Raw genomic sequence first — 14,687 nt, 5'->3', positions numbered from 1 at the left:
AGTTTTTTTAGTTTGGTATAAATCCTACCAGCGGTAGTGAGCGAATGCTTTGTTCGCTTCTGCCATTTTGTGTGTGTCTTCACGTTTCTTAACAGCAGCACCAGTGTTGTTAGCTGCGTCAAGGATTTCGTTAGCAAGACGCTCTTCCATCGTTTTTTCTCCACGAAGACGAGCATAGTTTACTAACCAGCGAAGACCTAAAGTAGTACGACGGTCTGGGCGAACTTCTACAGGAACTTGGTAGTTAGCTCCACCTACACGACGTGCTTTAACTTCAAGAACTGGCATGATGTTTTTCAAGGCTTGTTCGAAAACCTCCATCGCTTCATTACCAGTACGTTCTTTGATGATATCAAATGACTTGTAGAGAATAGTTTGTGACTTTCCTCTTTTACCGTCGATCATCATTTTGTTGATCAAACGAGATACAAGTTTAGAATTGTAAATTGGATCTGGCAATACGTCTCTTTTTGCTACAGGACCTTTACGTGGCATCTGAATAGCCTCCCTTCTCTTTTAAAAGGATTTCTATCTGTCTCTCATCTCAATATCATTGTCAGCTTCCTGACTCCACTGATCTGTTATCAACTTCTAAAAACCCTTATGTTTGTTTATATTATTTGCTTTGTTTAGGGCGTTTTGTTCCGTATTTAGAACGTCCTTGCATACGACCGTCAACTCCGGCAGTATCAAGCGCACCACGAACGATGTGGTAACGTACACCCGGTAAGTCTTTTACACGTCCGCCACGGATAAGTACTACACTGTGCTCTTGTAGGTTATGTCCGATACCAGGAATGTAAGCTGTTACCTCAATCAGGTTAGACAAACGTACACGAGCATATTTACGTAGTGCTGAGTTTGGTTTTTTCGGTGTCATTGTACCGACACGAGTACAAACCCCGCGCTTCTGTGGAGATGTTACGTTAGTGTGCTCTTTTTTGAAACTGTTGTATCCTTTGTTAAGTGCAGGAGACTTTGAGTTTTCAACTTTACTCACGCGTCCTTTGCGTATTAGCTGATTAATTGTAGGCATGTTGTTATTCCTCCCTTCATTACTTTTTTTATAACCCACATACCCAGGTGGTTCATCAAAAGGCAAAAAACAATGCTTTTGCATTTCAAGCATGCAAAAACAAAACAAGTACGCTATAACATAATGGCAACAGCTGCTGCCCCAACTTCAATTCCGCAGGCCTTGCCGAGCTTTTTCATGGAATCTACCACTAAAATGTCTACACCCTTCTCTTGCGCTAGTTTCAATACACTAGCAGTTAAAGCAGGATCAGCATCTTTCGCTACGACGACTTCCTTTACTGAATCTCGTTTCAGAGCTTTTACTGTTTGCTTCGTACCAATAATAATGGATTGAGCCTGTGATACTTTATCATAAGACATCGAATATCCTCCAAAGTAACAGGTTTTATTTTGAGCACCTTGGTTATATTATCATCATGGCAGAAGGATGTCAATATGGTATGACAGATTATCTTGACATCCTTCACCATTTTTTGATGATTTTATAGGAATCTCACGAGAAAGATTACTCTACAGGAACCATGTCGTCAGACGGCTGCACTTGCGAAACCGGCTTAACTTTACGGTAGTTTGGCATTCCCGTTCCAGCAGGAACAAGTTTACCAATGATAACATTCTCTTTCAAGCCAAGCAGTTCATCGCGTTTTCCTTTGATCGCCGCATCTGTTAGGACACGAGTCGTTTCTTGGAAGGATGCCGCAGACAAGAATGAGTCTGTTTCAAGCGAAGCTTTTGTAATACCAAGAAGAACTGGCCGGCCTGTTGCAGGACGTTTGCCTTCGAATAGTACTTTTTTGTTTGCTTCAGTGAATTGATGTACATCAAGAAGTGTGCCTGGTAATACGTCTGTATCCCCTGCATCAGCGACACGCACTTTGCGAAGCATTTGGCGAACCATTACCTCTACGTGCTTATCTCCGATTTCTACCCCTTGCATACGGTATACTTTTTGTACTTCATGAAGCAGATATTCTTGAACAGCTGTCATGTCAGTCACTTTAAGAAGTTCTTTCGGATCGATTGAACCTTCTGTAAGCACTTGACCACGAGTGACTTTGTCACCTTCAACAACTTTTAGACGTGCATTGTAAGGAGCTGTGTAAGAGCGAGTTTCAACTTCGCCTTGAACCACAATTTCCTGCTGCTTGTCACGAACATCGTTAATTTCAGCAACGACACCGTCAATTTCAGAAATTGTCGCTTGCCCTTTCGGATTACGCGCTTCAAACAGCTCTTGGATACGAGGTAGACCTTGAGTGATATCGTCTCCTGCTACCCCACCGGTGTGGAACGTACGCATTGTAAGCTGAGTTCCTGGCTCACCGATTGATTGTGCAGCGATGATTCCAACTGCTTCACCGACTTCAACGTCAGTACCAGTTGCAAGGTTACGGCCGTAGCATCGTTTACATACACCATGAGGCGTGTTACATGTAAATGCAGAACGGATCCATACTTCCTCAATTCCTGCTTCAACTACTTCAAGTGCTTTATCTTCATCAATTAGTTCGTTTTCGGCTACAATGACTTCGCCTGTTTCAGGATGAACAATTGGTTTTCTTGCAAAACGTCCGATTAGACGTTCTTCAAGCTTCTCAATAATTTCATTTCCTTCTTTAATGGACTTCGCCAAGATTCCACGGTCTGTACCGCAATCTGTTTCACGGATGATGACATCCTGCGCAACGTCAACGAGACGACGCGTGAGGTAACCTGAGTCAGCTGTTTTAAGGGCTGTATCGGCAAGACCTTTACGCGCACCGTGAGTGGAAATAAAGTATTCCAATACCGTTAAACCTTCACGGAAACTAGATTTAATCGGAAGTTCAATGATACGTCCAGCCGGGTTGGCCATCAGACCACGCATACCAGCCAGCTGAGTGAAGTTAGATGCGTTACCACGCGCTCCAGAGTCACTCATCATGTAGATTGGGTTGACTTCATCAAGGGACTTCATCAGTTTACCTTGGATGACATCTTTAGAAGAACTCCAGATTGAAATAACTCTCTCATAACGCTCTTCTTCAGTAATCAAACCACGTCTGAATTGCTTCATGACGTTATCTACTTTTGCTTGTGCTTCTTCAAGAATTTGCTGCTTATCATCTAATACGACGATATCAGACACACCAACCGTAATACCGGCTTTAGTAGAGTATCTGAAACCAAGATTTTTCATGCGGTCAAGCATTTTAGATGTCTCAGTGATATGGAATCTCTTAAAGATTTCTGCAATGATTTTACCTAAAATACCTTTTTTGAACGGCGCATTGATTTCTTGTTTCTCGATCGCAGCTTTTACATCCTCACCTTTTTCAAGGAAGAAACGATCAGGCGTTTTTTCTTCAATATTGCTCTTTGTCGGCTCATTCATGTATGGGAATGATTCCGGTAAGATTTCGTTAAAGATCAGTTTTCCAACTGTTGTAATCAACAATTTAGAACGCTGTTCATCAGTGAATGTCACATTCTTCAACGAGCTAGCTGCAACAGCTACACGTGTATGAAGATGCACATAACCATTTTGATAAGCAAGAAGGGCTTCGTCAGTATCTTTGAAGACCATACCTTCTCCGATAGCACCTTTGCGCTCAAGTGTAAGGTAGTAGTTACCAAGCACCATATCCTGAGATGGCGTAACAACTGGTTTTCCATCTTTCGGGTTCAAAATGTTTTGAGCAGCAAGCATTAAGATACGAGCTTCAGCTTGAGCTTCAGCAGATAATGGTACGTGAACCGCCATTTGGTCACCGTCAAAGTCAGCGTTGTAGGCTGTACATACAAGTGGATGCAGACGAATTGCGCGTCCTTCCACAAGTGTAGGTTCAAACGCTTGAATACCAAGTCTGTGAAGAGTCGGTGCGCGGTTTAGTAAGACTGGATGCTCACGAATAACTGATTCTAAAACATCCCATACTTCTGGCTGCACGCGCTCAATTTTACGCTTCGCACTCTTGATGTTGTGAGCTAATCCTTTTTCAACAAGCTCCTTCATCACGAATGGTTTGAATAATTCAAGAGCCATTTCTTTCGGAAGTCCACACTGATACATTTTCAAATGTGGTCCTACGACGATAACGGAACGTCCAGAATAGTCAACACGTTTACCAAGCAAGTTTTGACGGAAACGTCCTTGTTTCCCTTTCAGCATGTGAGAAAGAGATTTCAATGGTCTATTTCCTGGTCCTGTTACTGGTCGGCCTCTACGTCCATTATCAATCAAGGCATCGACAGCTTCTTGAAGCATACGCTTCTCGTTCTGAACGATGATGCTTGGCGCGCCAAGATCTAATAAACGCTTCAGACGATTGTTACGGTTGATGACACGACGATAAAGGTCGTTCAAGTCAGAAGTAGCAAAACGTCCACCATCAAGCTGAACCATTGGACGTAATTCTGGCGGAATCACCGGAAGTACATCAAGAATCATCCAAGATGGTTTGTTTCCTGAGTTACGGAAGGCTTCTAACACTTCAAGGCGTTTGATCGCACGTGTACGACGCTGTCCTTGAGCAGTTTTCAGCTCTTCTTTCAGTGTATCTACTTCTTTTACAAGATCGATATCTTGAAGAAGTTTGTTGATTGCTTCTGCACCCATAGCTGCTTGGAATGTATTACCGTATTTATCTAAATAAGCACGGAATTCTTTCTCAGAAAGAAGTTGTTTCTTCTCAAGCGGTGTGTTGCCCGGATCTGTCACGACGTAAGAAGCGAAGTAGATCACTTCTTCTAACGCACGTGGTGACATATCAAGAACAAGACCCATACGGCTTGGGATACCTTTGAAATACCAAATGTGGGAAACTGGGGCAGCCAGTTCGATATGCCCCATTCTCTCACGACGGACTTTTGCCCGTGTTACTTCTACACCACAACGGTCACATACAACACCCTTATACCGAACGCGTTTATACTTCCCACAATGACATTCCCAGTCTTTTTGTGGTCCGAAGATACGTTCACAAAAGAGACCATCTTTTTCAGGTTTCAGTGTACGATAGTTAATCGTTTCAGGCTTTTTCACTTCACCAAAAGACCAAGAACGGATTTTATCAGGTGATGCGAGACCGATGTTCATATACTCAAAATTGTTCACATCTAGCAAGGGGCCTACCTCCCTTTTAATCTTCGGGTTATACCCTAGTCACTTGCTCTAATCGTTTCTGCTATTCTTTTGTGACTGCGTCACGTTCAAGATCGACAGGTGCGAGGTCTGCAGCATCTTCGTCATTAGATAACGCTAATCCGTCTGCTTTCTTCGTTTCCTCATCGTCTTCTAAATCTCTCATTTCTATCTCTTCTTCATCGCCAGATAGGATTTTCACATCCATACCTAAACTTTGAAGTTCTTTGATTAACACTTTGAATGATTCAGGGACACCTGGTTCAGGTACGTTATCCCCTTTGACGATGGCTTCGTATGTTTTCACACGACCCACAACGTCATCCGATTTAACTGTTAAGATCTCTTGAAGTGTATATGCTGCACCGTAAGCTTCAAGTGCCCATACTTCCATCTCTCCGAAACGCTGACCACCAAACTGTGCTTTACCGCCAAGTGGCTGCTGCGTAACAAGTGAGTATGGTCCAGTTGAACGAGCGTGAAGTTTATCGTCAACCATGTGAGCCAGTTTGATCATGTACATGATTCCGACAGATACACGGTTGTCGAATGGTTCACCAGTTCGACCGTCATAAAGGACTGTTTTCGCATCACGAGACATACCTGCTTCTTCAAGCGTTTCCCAAACATCTTCCTCGCGCGCACCATCAAATACTGGTGACGCAATGTGGATGCCAAGGTAACGTGCAGCCATACCCATATGAAGCTCAAGTACCTGACCGATGTTCATACGAGATGGTACCCCTAGAGGGTTCAACATGATATCGATCGGTGTTCCGTCTGGAAGATACGGCATATCTTCTTCTGGAAGAATTTTAGAGATAACCCCTTTGTTACCATGTCGTCCGGCCATTTTGTCACCTTCAGAAATCTTACGCTTCTGAACGATGTATACGCGGACTAACTGGTTTACACCTGGAGGTAATTCATCTCCATCTTCACGGTTAAAGACTTTTACATCGTGGATAATTCCGCCGCCGCCGTGTGGAACACGTAGAGACGTATCACGCACTTCACGAGCCTTTTCACCGAAGATTGCATGTAATAGACGTTCTTCAGCTGTTAGTTCTGTTACACCTTTAGGCGTTACTTTCCCTACAAGAAGATCTCCGTCTTTTACTTCTGCACCAATACGGATGATTCCGCGCTCGTCAAGGTTGCGTAAAGCATCTTCCCCAACGTTTGGAATATCACGAGTGATTTCTTCTGGTCCAAGCTTTGTATCACGAGCTTCTGATTCATATTCTTCAATATGAATAGACGTGTAGACGTCATCTTTTACAAGGCGCTCACTCATGATGATCGCATCCTCGTAGTTGTAACCGTCCCAAGTCATGAAGCCAACCATGACGTTACGTCCTAGAGCCAATTCACCTTTTTCCATAGAAGGTCCGTCTGCCAGGATTTCTCCTTTAACGACTTCATCTCCAACACTTACGATAGGACGCTGGTTGTAGCAAGTCCCTTGGTTAGAGCGGACAAATTTCAGCAAGCTGTATTTGTCTAGGTTTCCTTTGACTTGTTGTCCGTCAACGTCTTCATAACGGCGAACCCAAATATTTTTTGCTTCTACGCGTTCTACAACACCTGGGTAGCGGCAGATGACAGCAGCACCAGAGTCTTTACCTGATACGTACTCCATACCTGTACCAACAATCGGTGATTCTGGCTGCATCAAAGGCACAGCCTGACGCTGCATGTTCGCTCCCATTAGAGCACGGTTAGAGTCATCGTTTTCTAAGAATGGGATACATGCTGTCGCTGCAGAAACAACCTGCTTTGGCGAAACGTCCATGTAGTCAACGCGGTTTCGAGGAACAACGGTGTTTTCCCCTCTGAAACGAGCAATGATATTATCATCAATAAACGAACCATCTTCACCTAATATAGCGTTCGCTTGTGCTACTACGTAGTTATCCTCTTCATCAGCAGTTAAGTAATCGATTCTCGGTGTCACTTTACCAGTTTCAGGATCAACCCGGCGGTAAGGTGTTTCGATAAATCCGAAGCGATTCACTTTTGCGAATGAAGATAGAGAGTTGATCAAACCAATGTTTGGACCCTCTGGTGTTTCAATCGGACACATACGTCCATAGTGAGAGTAGTGAACGTCACGAACTTCCATTCCTGCACGCTCACGTGTCAAACCACCCGGTCCAAGCGCTGACAGACGACGTTTGTGCGTCAATTCAGCAAGCGGGTTTGTTTGATCCATGAACTGAGATAGCTGAGAACTACCAAAGAACTCTTTGATAGAAGCGATCACAGGACGAATGTTGATCAGCTGCTGAGGTGTGATTGTGTTTGTGTCTTGAATTGACATTCTTTCACGAACAACACGCTCCATTCTGCTTAAACCAATACGGAATTGGTTTTGCAGAAGTTCACCTACAGAACGCAGACGACGGTTACCAAGGTGGTCGATATCATCTGTGTCACCTACACCATGAAGAAGGTTGAAGAAGTAACTGATTGATGCAATGATGTCAGAAGGCGTGATGTTTTTCACAGCTTCCTCTACATATGCATTTCCAATCACGTTGATCACTTGCTCGCCTTCTTGATCAGACGGTGCATAAATCTTAATAGATTGAAGTTCTACTTCATCTTCTACTACGCCACCATTAGGATATAGCTTTCTAAATCCGATGCCGTTTTCTAAGTATGGAAGAACTTTATCAAGAACTCTTCTGTCTAAAATTTGACCTTTTTCTGCTAGAATTTCACCTGTTTCAGGGTCAACTAACGTTTCAGCCAATTTTTGATTGAACAGTCTATTTTTAATATGAAGCTTCTTATTAATCTTGTAGCGTCCAACATTTGCTAGGTCATATCTCTTCGGATCGAAGAAGCGAGAGTCTAGCAAGCTTTTCGCATTTTCAACTGTTGGCGGCTCTCCAGGGCGGAGGCGCTCGTAGATTTCGAGAAGTGCTTTATCGGCATTCTCTGTATTGTCTTTTTCCAGCGTGTTGCGTAAGTATTCATTCTCGCCAATGAGGTCAAGAATCTCTTGATCAGAGCTGAAGCCGAGAGCACGCAAAAGAACCGTAACCGGCAACTTACGTGTGCGATCGATGCGTACATAGACTACATCCTTCGCATCAGTTTCGTATTCTAACCATGCGCCACGGTTTGGAATGACAGTCGCAGTAAAACCTTTTTTACCGTTTTTGTCTACTTTACCACTGAAATATACACTTGGAGAACGCACTAACTGAGAAACGATTACACGTTCCGCACCATTAATGATAAAAGTACCTGTGTCTGTCATGATTGGGAAATCACCCATGAACACATCTTGGTCTTTTACTTCTCCAGTTTCTTTGTTAATTAAACGAACTTTTACTCTTAGTGGAGCAGAGTAAGTTACATCACGTTCTTTTGATTCTGCTACAGGATACTTAGGATCCCCTAGGCTGTAATCAATGAATTCAAGAGAAAGGTTACCAGTAAAATCCTCAATTGGGGATATATCTTGAAACATCTCTCTAAGACCCTCATCAAGAAACCACTGATAAGAAGAGGTTTGAATTTCAATGAGATTTGGTAATTCTAACACTTCGCTTATGCGTGCGTAGCTTCTGCGCTGGCGGTGTCGTCCATACTGAACTAGTTGACCTGTCAACTGATTCACCCCTCAAATCATGCGTATTATATGTGTAAAAAGTATTTCTGTCTTTCAAATGTCAGTAAAGAAATACTTTTACAAGACAAAAGAAAAAAGGGTTTCTAAAATAAGAAAACCACATCCAAAAACAAATACCGATTTTATTAGTTTTCCCAAGTATGCATAATTTATACAAAATAGTTGTTTTTTAAGCCTATCAAGCAAAATATACACATTGGCATTTTATAATGTTAACACAGCTAGGAAACTGCGTCAAACTTTTTTAGCTTTGATTATATAGTAGCCCTTTTTTTTCAATACAACCTCGACTTCTCCAAAGAGCTGCTCTAATTTTTCAATCGCAGATGGTCCACCTTGCTTTTTCTGAATAACCACCCACAACTCACCTTCCGGCAATAAATGATCAGCACTTTTTTCAAAGATCGCATGTACAACTTTCTTCCCTGCCCGTATTGGGGGATTGGTCAGTATAGAGGCAAAAGCAGCTGAGGAATGAACATTCGAGAACAAATCACTTTGATAGATGCGAACATTATCAATGCGATTATGTTTAGCGTTTTCCTTTGAAAGTTCGACTGCTCTTTCGTTCACATCAATCATATGAATGGTACGGCTAGTCATTTCGTTTGCTAACGATAAGCCGATCGGTCCATAACCGCAACCGACATCTAAGACATCGCCATCCAAGTCAGGTTCTTCGAAAGCTTCAATTAAAAGCCTTGAACCAAAGTCGACTTCTTTCTTAGAAAACACTCCACTGTCACTTGTAAAAGTAAAGGTACGGTTTCTCAAGGTGAAGTCCCATGTCTGTTTATTGCTTTTCACTGATGGCTTTTCCGTATAATAGTGGTCACTCATGGTGAATGGACCTCCTCTGGATTCAATCGTTTCAGGAGATTAGAAAAGAAAAAGCCCGCCAGTAAAAGCGAGCTTTCCCAAAAGATTAGGCGAAGATTACTTAACTTCTACAGAAGCGCCAACTTCTTCAAGCTTAGCTTTAAGTTCTTCAGCTTCTTCTTTAGCAATACCTTCTTTAAGTGGTTTTGGAGTGTTGTCAACAAGTTCTTTAGCTTCTTTCAAGCCAAGACCAGTGATTTCACGAACCACTTTGATAACTTTGATTTTTTGGTCTCCAGCACCAGCAAGTACTAGATCAAAATCAGTTTTTTCTTCAGCAGCAGCACCGCCACCAGCAGCTACAGCTACAGGAGCAGCAGCAGTTACGCCAAATTCTTCTTCGATTGCTTTTACTAAGTCGTTTAACTCAAGTACAGTTGCTTCTTTAACTGAAGCAATGATTTCTTCGATATTTAAAGCCATTTGTAATTCCTCCATTTTAAGTTTTTTTACGTAAACGTAAAGTACGCATTAAGCGCCTTGTTCTTCTTTTTGATCTGCAACTGCTTTAGTAGCAAGAGCAAGATTACGAACTGGAGCTTGAAGAACGCTAAGCAACATAGAAAGTAAGCCTTCGCGAGACGGAAGTTCCGCAAGAGCCTTCACTTCTTCTACAGTCGCTACGTTTCCTTCGATGACACCAGCTTTGATTTCTAAAGCTTCGTGGCTTTTCGCAAATTCGTTGATGATTTTCGCAGGTGCGATAACATCTTCGTTACTGAATGCGATAGCGTTTGGACCTGTTAAGAAATCGTTTAAACCCGTTAGTTCAACTTGTTCAACTGCACGGCGAGTCAAAGTGTTTTTGTAAACTTTGAATTCTACGCCAGCTTCACGAAGCTGTTTACGAAGTTCAGTCACTTCAGAAACTGAAAGACCGCGGTAATCTACAATGACAGTAGACATACTATCTTTAAATTTAGAAGTAATTTCATCAACGACAACTTTTTTAGTATCGATTGCATTGCTCATGGTTACACCTCCTGTACATTCTTTGTGTAACACTTATACCGATCAGGCCATCACGTTCCTAACGAACGGTTCTCCATATAAAAAGCCTCCATTAAGACATGGAGGCTGTATATACAAGCATACGTTAACGTAAGACTGTGACATATACACCTCGGCGGGTTAATTAAGCCATAAGGCCCCTGCTGTCTACGGTATAAATGGACATTATTCTATTTTACAACATTTTGATATTATCAAAATGTTTGTCATAAGTCAAGAATTATTTTGTAGAGAAAGAAGATGGATCCACTTTCACGCCAGGGCCCATAGTAGATGTAACAGAAACGTTTTTCACGTATACACCTTTAGCCGCTGCAGGTTTTGCTTTAAGGATTGTGTCATAGATTGTTGCAAAGTTCTCAACAAGCTTTTCGTCCTCGAAAGAAACCTTTCCGATTGGCGCGTGGATGTTACCAGCTTTATCAACGCGGTATTCTACTTTACCAGCTTTGATTTCATTGATTGCTTTTTCAACTTCGAACGTTACAGTTCCTGTTTTAGGGTTTGGCATAAGACCTTTTGGTCCAAGTACACGACCGATCTTACCAACTTCACCCATCATGTCAGGTGTCGCAACGATTACATCGAATTCGAACCAACCTTGTTGGATTTTAGTGATGTAATCAGAATCTCCAACGTAGTCTGCTCCAGCAGCTTCTGCTTCTTTTGCTTTTTCGCCTTTAGCGAACACAAGAACGCGTTGAGTTTTACCAGTTCCGTTAGGAAGTACAACTGCACCGCGGATTTGTTGATCGTTTTTACGAGGGTCTACGCCCAAACGAAAAGCAACTTCTACAGTCGCATCAAATTTCGCTGTATTTGCTTTTTTTGTAAGAGAAACAGCTTCAGCTACATCATACGCTTTAGTACGTTCGATCAGCTTAGCAGCTTCTACATACTTTTTACCTTTTTTAGCCATTATAAAAATCCTCCTTATGTGGTTTTAGCGGAATAACCTCCCACGAATAAGGGTTGCGAACTTGTCAAAACCAAACTCGCAACCCAACAAGACAAAAAATTAATCTTCGATGACAATACCCATACTGCGTGCAGTACCTTCAACCATGCGCATAGCTGATTCAACGCTAGCAGCGTTTAAGTCAGGCATTTTTGTTTCCGCGATTTCGCGTACTTTATCACGCTTAACAGTTGCCACTTTATTACGGTTAGGTTCACCAGAACCAGACTCAATACCAGCTGCTTTTTTAAGTAAAACTGCAGCAGGTGGAGTTTTAGTAATAAATGTAAATGAACGGTCTTCAAAAACCGAAATTTCAACAGGAATGATAAGACCAGCTTGGTCAGCTGTACGAGCGTTAAACTCCTTACAGAATCCCATGATATTAACACCGGCTTGACCTAGTGCAGGTCCAACTGGTGGAGCTGGGTTAGCTTTTCCAGCAGGAATTTGCAATTTAACAACTTTAACTACTTTTTTAGCCACGAGACACACCTCCTTAAAGTCCGTGATGTGGTAATAGGGGAATCCCCCTCCCACTCAACAACTTCATTCTTTATATGAATGACGAAATAACTAGCTAGCGATCTTGAGTGAACTCAAGACGTACCTTTGCTATATTACCACTTCTATACACTCATTTCAAGCTCTTTTGAATTACAATTTATCGATCTGCGTGAACTCAAGTTCAACAGGTGTTTCTCTACCAAACATATTAACGAATACTTTGACTTTGCTTTTATCGTAATCAATTTCTTCAATAGAGCCAGTGAAGTTAGCAAACGGTCCATCGATAACCTTAACTGTTTCTTTGAGCTCAAAGTCGATTTCTGTTTTGCGTTCTTCAAGACCCATTCTCTTCAGAATGGTTTCAGCTTCGCCTGGCAGCAGCGCAGTTGGCTTTGAGCCTGATCCAGCTGATCCAACGAATCCAGTGACACCCGGTGTATTACGAACAACATACCAAGAGTCGTCAGTCATCACGATTTCCACTAGGACATAGCCAGGGAATACTTTCTTTTTGACGACTTTTTTCTTACCATTTTTAATATCTGTTTCTTCTTCTTCTGGTACGACGACGCGGAAGATTTTATCCTGCATGCCCATTGATTCAACACGCTTTTCCAAGTTCGCTTTTACTTTGTTTTCATAGCCAGAGTACGTATGCACAACATACCAATTCTTTTCCATTTTCGTTCAGGACTATTTAGTCCTTCCCTCCCCACATTTCATAATGTCTATTTGACGAATCTCGAGTACCGGTAAATATTTTCAAGCAATTGAAAAAACCCGTAAAACGGGTTTTTTGGCAAGTCATATTATGATCTATTATAGCACGTTCAGCAGACCATTATTCAAGTATTAATGAATTAATTCGATTAATTGTGAGATTCCTATATCAAGAAAAGAGAAAAAGATGGCAAAGAATACGACTGTTAAAATAACAGTAATTGTATAGCGGACCATTTCGTTCTTCTTTGGCCAGCTGACCTTTTTCATTTCTTTTCCGACACTTTTTAAGAAACTGATAATACGCATGTAAAAGACCTCCACAGAATAAAGAACGCAAATCTTACTTCGTTTCTAAATGTGTTTTATGTGAATTACAAGTCTTGCAATATTTCTTAACTTCTAATCTTTCAGCTGCTGAAGCAACACTTTTCATTGTCGTATAATTGCGGCTTCCGCAGTCTTTACAGGCTAGAGTAATCTTTTTCCTCATATTTACACCTATTTTCTCGACATCATTTCATTAGTACCTTATCACAGTGTCGAAAAAGCTGTCAATATAGGTTTGATTAGAGACTAATCTCGCGAAGCTCTAAATATTTCTCTAATTTTCTCTTTACTCTTTGGAGTGCGTTATCAATTGATTTCACATGACGGTTTAAATCTTCAGAAATCTCTTGATAGGATCTGCCATCAAGATAAAGCACAAGTACCTTTCTTTCCAGCTCGCTAAGCAGTTCACCCATCTTCATTTCGATATCATCAAATTCTTCTTTGCTAATGATTAAGTCTTCTGGGTTAAGCGCTTTAGCACCGGAAATGACATCCAATAATGTTCTGTCCGATTCTTCATCGTAGATCGGCTTGTCTAATGATACATAGGAATTTAACGGGATATGTTTTTGGCGAGTAGCTGTTTTAATTGCGGTGATAATTTGGCGGGTAATACATAACTCTGCAAAAGCCTTAAATGAAGTAAGCTTGTCCTCTCTGAAATCGCGGATAGACTTATAAAGTCCGATCATTCCCTCTTGGACAATGTCCTCTCGATCCGCTCCTATCAAGAAATAAGATCTTGCTTTCGCACGTACAAAATTGCGGTATTTCGTTATTAAATAATCTAGCGCATCACTATCTCCGACATGAACCCTTTCAATGACTTGTTCATCTTCCAACTGGCAAAATTGCTCTCTGATGGACTTACCCTTGCTGTTGTTTAGATTCACTTCGATCCCCCCGACCGCACCTAGATAGAAATATTATACATTAATGGTTGAAATATCGTCAAGCTATTCCAGATTCCCGCGCCGCCATTTTTCAAACGTTTTCAATACATCTTCTGACAATTCAATCTTAGATGCTGGTTTATCAGAAGTAATCTTTTTGACTCTCGTTTCAATCTTTCGTTCTATCACTTCAATCTCTCTTAAAAGCTCACGAGCCGACTTCCGAAGAGCTCCTTGTCCAAAAATAGCCCATTGTTCCGTAAAATCAGAGGTTGCCACATGAATTTGCGTCCGAATATTATTCAAATCCTGCGCCAGCTTTTCAATCCGCTCATCCGCCGTTTCATTCTCTCTCGTAAAGATGACCTCTACTCGGTGATTGGTCCGCTTCTTTTCAATTCCTTTGACCATATGGGCATCGAATACGACAATGACTCGATACCCTGTGTATGCTTGATATTCTGCTAAATGTTGAATCAGCACGTCTCTGGCTTCTTCAAAGCTGTTTTCCTTTAAGTGCTGCAGCTGAGGCCATGCACCTATCATGTTGTATCCATCGACTAAGAGGATATCCAT

Annotated in this window: 15 protein-coding genes and 1 other annotated feature; all 15 genes read right to left on the bottom strand. The window is 41.7% G+C overall.

Annotated features, from left to right (window positions below):
• Window positions 1–24: 24 nt before the first annotated feature.
• On the bottom strand, window positions 25–495 hold the full coding sequence (rpsG, locus tag AC3WTB_RS18460) for a 30S ribosomal protein S7 (RefSeq protein WP_003216884.1): 471 nt from the start codon (window positions 493–495) through the stop codon (window positions 25–27).
• A 121-nt stretch (window positions 496–616) separates the two neighbouring features.
• Entirely contained in the window at window positions 617–1,036 is a 420-nt protein-coding gene (rpsL, locus tag AC3WTB_RS18455) for a 30S ribosomal protein S12 (RefSeq protein WP_003216962.1), read from the bottom strand.
• Between the two features lie 113 nt (window positions 1,037–1,149).
• A complete protein-coding gene (locus AC3WTB_RS18450) occupies window positions 1,150–1,398 on the bottom strand; it encodes a 50S ribosomal protein L7ae-like protein (protein ID WP_024425593.1) in 249 nt (82 codons plus the stop codon).
• Window positions 1,399–1,543: 145 nt separating this feature from the next.
• A complete protein-coding gene (rpoC, locus tag AC3WTB_RS18445) occupies window positions 1,544–5,143 on the bottom strand; it encodes a DNA-directed RNA polymerase subunit beta' (RefSeq protein WP_039175975.1) in 3,600 nt (1,199 codons plus the stop codon).
• 61 nt (window positions 5,144–5,204) lie between these two features.
• Complete coding sequence (rpoB, locus tag AC3WTB_RS18440) at window positions 5,205–8,786, bottom strand: DNA-directed RNA polymerase subunit beta (protein WP_003217223.1); 3,582 nt, start codon at window positions 8,784–8,786, stop codon at window positions 5,205–5,207.
• 255 nt (window positions 8,787–9,041) lie between these two features.
• Window positions 9,042–9,647, bottom strand: coding sequence for a class I SAM-dependent methyltransferase (locus AC3WTB_RS18435; protein WP_024425591.1), 606 nt, complete (start codon window positions 9,645–9,647; stop codon window positions 9,042–9,044).
• Between the two features lie 96 nt (window positions 9,648–9,743).
• Window positions 9,744–10,109: a 50S ribosomal protein L7/L12 gene (gene rplL, locus AC3WTB_RS18430; protein WP_008345418.1), complete on the bottom strand. Its 366-nt coding sequence runs from the start codon at window positions 10,107–10,109 to the stop codon at window positions 9,744–9,746.
• A gap of 48 nt (window positions 10,110–10,157) precedes the next feature.
• Window positions 10,158–10,658, bottom strand: a complete 501-nt coding sequence (gene rplJ, locus AC3WTB_RS18425) for a 50S ribosomal protein L10 (protein WP_024425590.1) — start codon at window positions 10,656–10,658, stop codon at window positions 10,158–10,160.
• 69 nt (window positions 10,659–10,727) lie between these two features.
• Window positions 10,728–10,868 (bottom strand) — a sequence feature (ribosomal protein L10 leader region).
• Window positions 10,869–10,917: 49 nt separating this feature from the next.
• Window positions 10,918–11,616, bottom strand: a complete 699-nt coding sequence (gene rplA, locus AC3WTB_RS18420; RefSeq protein ID WP_492334086.1) for a 50S ribosomal protein L1 — start codon at window positions 11,614–11,616, stop codon at window positions 10,918–10,920.
• A 99-nt stretch (window positions 11,617–11,715) separates the two neighbouring features.
• A complete protein-coding gene (gene rplK / locus AC3WTB_RS18415; RefSeq protein ID WP_003216956.1) occupies window positions 11,716–12,141 on the bottom strand; it encodes a 50S ribosomal protein L11 in 426 nt (141 codons plus the stop codon).
• A gap of 171 nt (window positions 12,142–12,312) precedes the next feature.
• Entirely contained in the window at window positions 12,313–12,846 is a 534-nt protein-coding gene (nusG, locus tag AC3WTB_RS18410) for a transcription termination/antitermination protein NusG (RefSeq protein ID WP_003217197.1), read from the bottom strand.
• A gap of 171 nt (window positions 12,847–13,017) precedes the next feature.
• Window positions 13,018–13,194 carry a preprotein translocase subunit SecE gene (gene secE, locus AC3WTB_RS18405; protein ID WP_008345422.1) on the bottom strand — a complete coding sequence of 59 codons (177 nt, stop codon included), beginning with the start codon at window positions 13,192–13,194 and terminating at the stop codon, window positions 13,018–13,020.
• A gap of 34 nt (window positions 13,195–13,228) precedes the next feature.
• Window positions 13,229–13,378, bottom strand: coding sequence for a 50S ribosomal protein L33 (gene rpmG / locus AC3WTB_RS18400; protein ID WP_008356502.1), 150 nt, complete (start codon window positions 13,376–13,378; stop codon window positions 13,229–13,231).
• A gap of 76 nt (window positions 13,379–13,454) precedes the next feature.
• Window positions 13,455–14,111, bottom strand: coding sequence for an RNA polymerase sporulation sigma factor SigH (gene sigH / locus AC3WTB_RS18395; RefSeq protein WP_008345424.1), 657 nt, complete (start codon window positions 14,109–14,111; stop codon window positions 13,455–13,457).
• Window positions 14,112–14,174: 63 nt separating this feature from the next.
• Window positions 14,175–14,687: a ribosome-dependent mRNA decay endonuclease Rae1/YacP gene (rae1, locus tag AC3WTB_RS18390; protein WP_024425589.1), complete on the bottom strand. Its 513-nt coding sequence runs from the start codon at window positions 14,685–14,687 to the stop codon at window positions 14,175–14,177.

It is taken from the genome of Bacillus sp. EB106-04-04-XG123, assembly GCF_058791855.1.
This window is presented reverse-complemented; position numbering and strand designations above follow the sequence as displayed.

What these genes read in the sequence shown, in the direction of transcription:
- nusG (WP_003217197.1), bottom strand. Translation starts at nt 12,846, where the DNA reads ATGGAAAAGAATTGGTATGTTGTGCATACGTACTCTGGCTATGAAAAC.
- rpsG (WP_003216884.1), bottom strand. Translation starts at nt 495, where the DNA reads ATGCCACGTAAAGGTCCTGTAGCAAAAAGAGACGTATTGCCAGATCCA.
- AC3WTB_RS18435 (WP_024425591.1), bottom strand. Translation starts at nt 9,647, where the DNA reads ATGAGTGACCACTATTATACGGAAAAGCCATCAGTGAAAAGCAATAAA.
- secE (WP_008345422.1), bottom strand. Translation starts at nt 13,194, where the DNA reads ATGCGTATTATCAGTTTCTTAAAAAGTGTCGGAAAAGAAATGAAAAAG.
- rplJ (WP_024425590.1), bottom strand. Translation starts at nt 10,658, where the DNA reads ATGAGCAATGCAATCGATACTAAAAAAGTTGTCGTTGATGAAATTACT.
- rae1 (WP_024425589.1), bottom strand. Translation starts at nt 14,687, where the DNA reads ATGGATATCCTCTTAGTCGATGGATACAACATGATAGGTGCATGGCCT.
- rpsL (WP_003216962.1), bottom strand. Translation starts at nt 1,036, where the DNA reads ATGCCTACAATTAATCAGCTAATACGCAAAGGACGCGTGAGTAAAGTT.
- rpmG (WP_008356502.1), bottom strand. Translation starts at nt 13,378, where the DNA reads ATGAGGAAAAAGATTACTCTAGCCTGTAAAGACTGCGGAAGCCGCAAT.
- AC3WTB_RS18450 (WP_024425593.1), bottom strand. Translation starts at nt 1,398, where the DNA reads ATGTCTTATGATAAAGTATCACAGGCTCAATCCATTATTATTGGTACG.
- rplL (WP_008345418.1), bottom strand. Translation starts at nt 10,109, where the DNA reads ATGGCTTTAAATATCGAAGAAATCATTGCTTCAGTTAAAGAAGCAACT.
- rplA (WP_492334086.1), bottom strand. Translation starts at nt 11,616, where the DNA reads ATGGCTAAAAAAGGTAAAAAGTATGTAGAAGCTGCTAAGCTGATCGAA.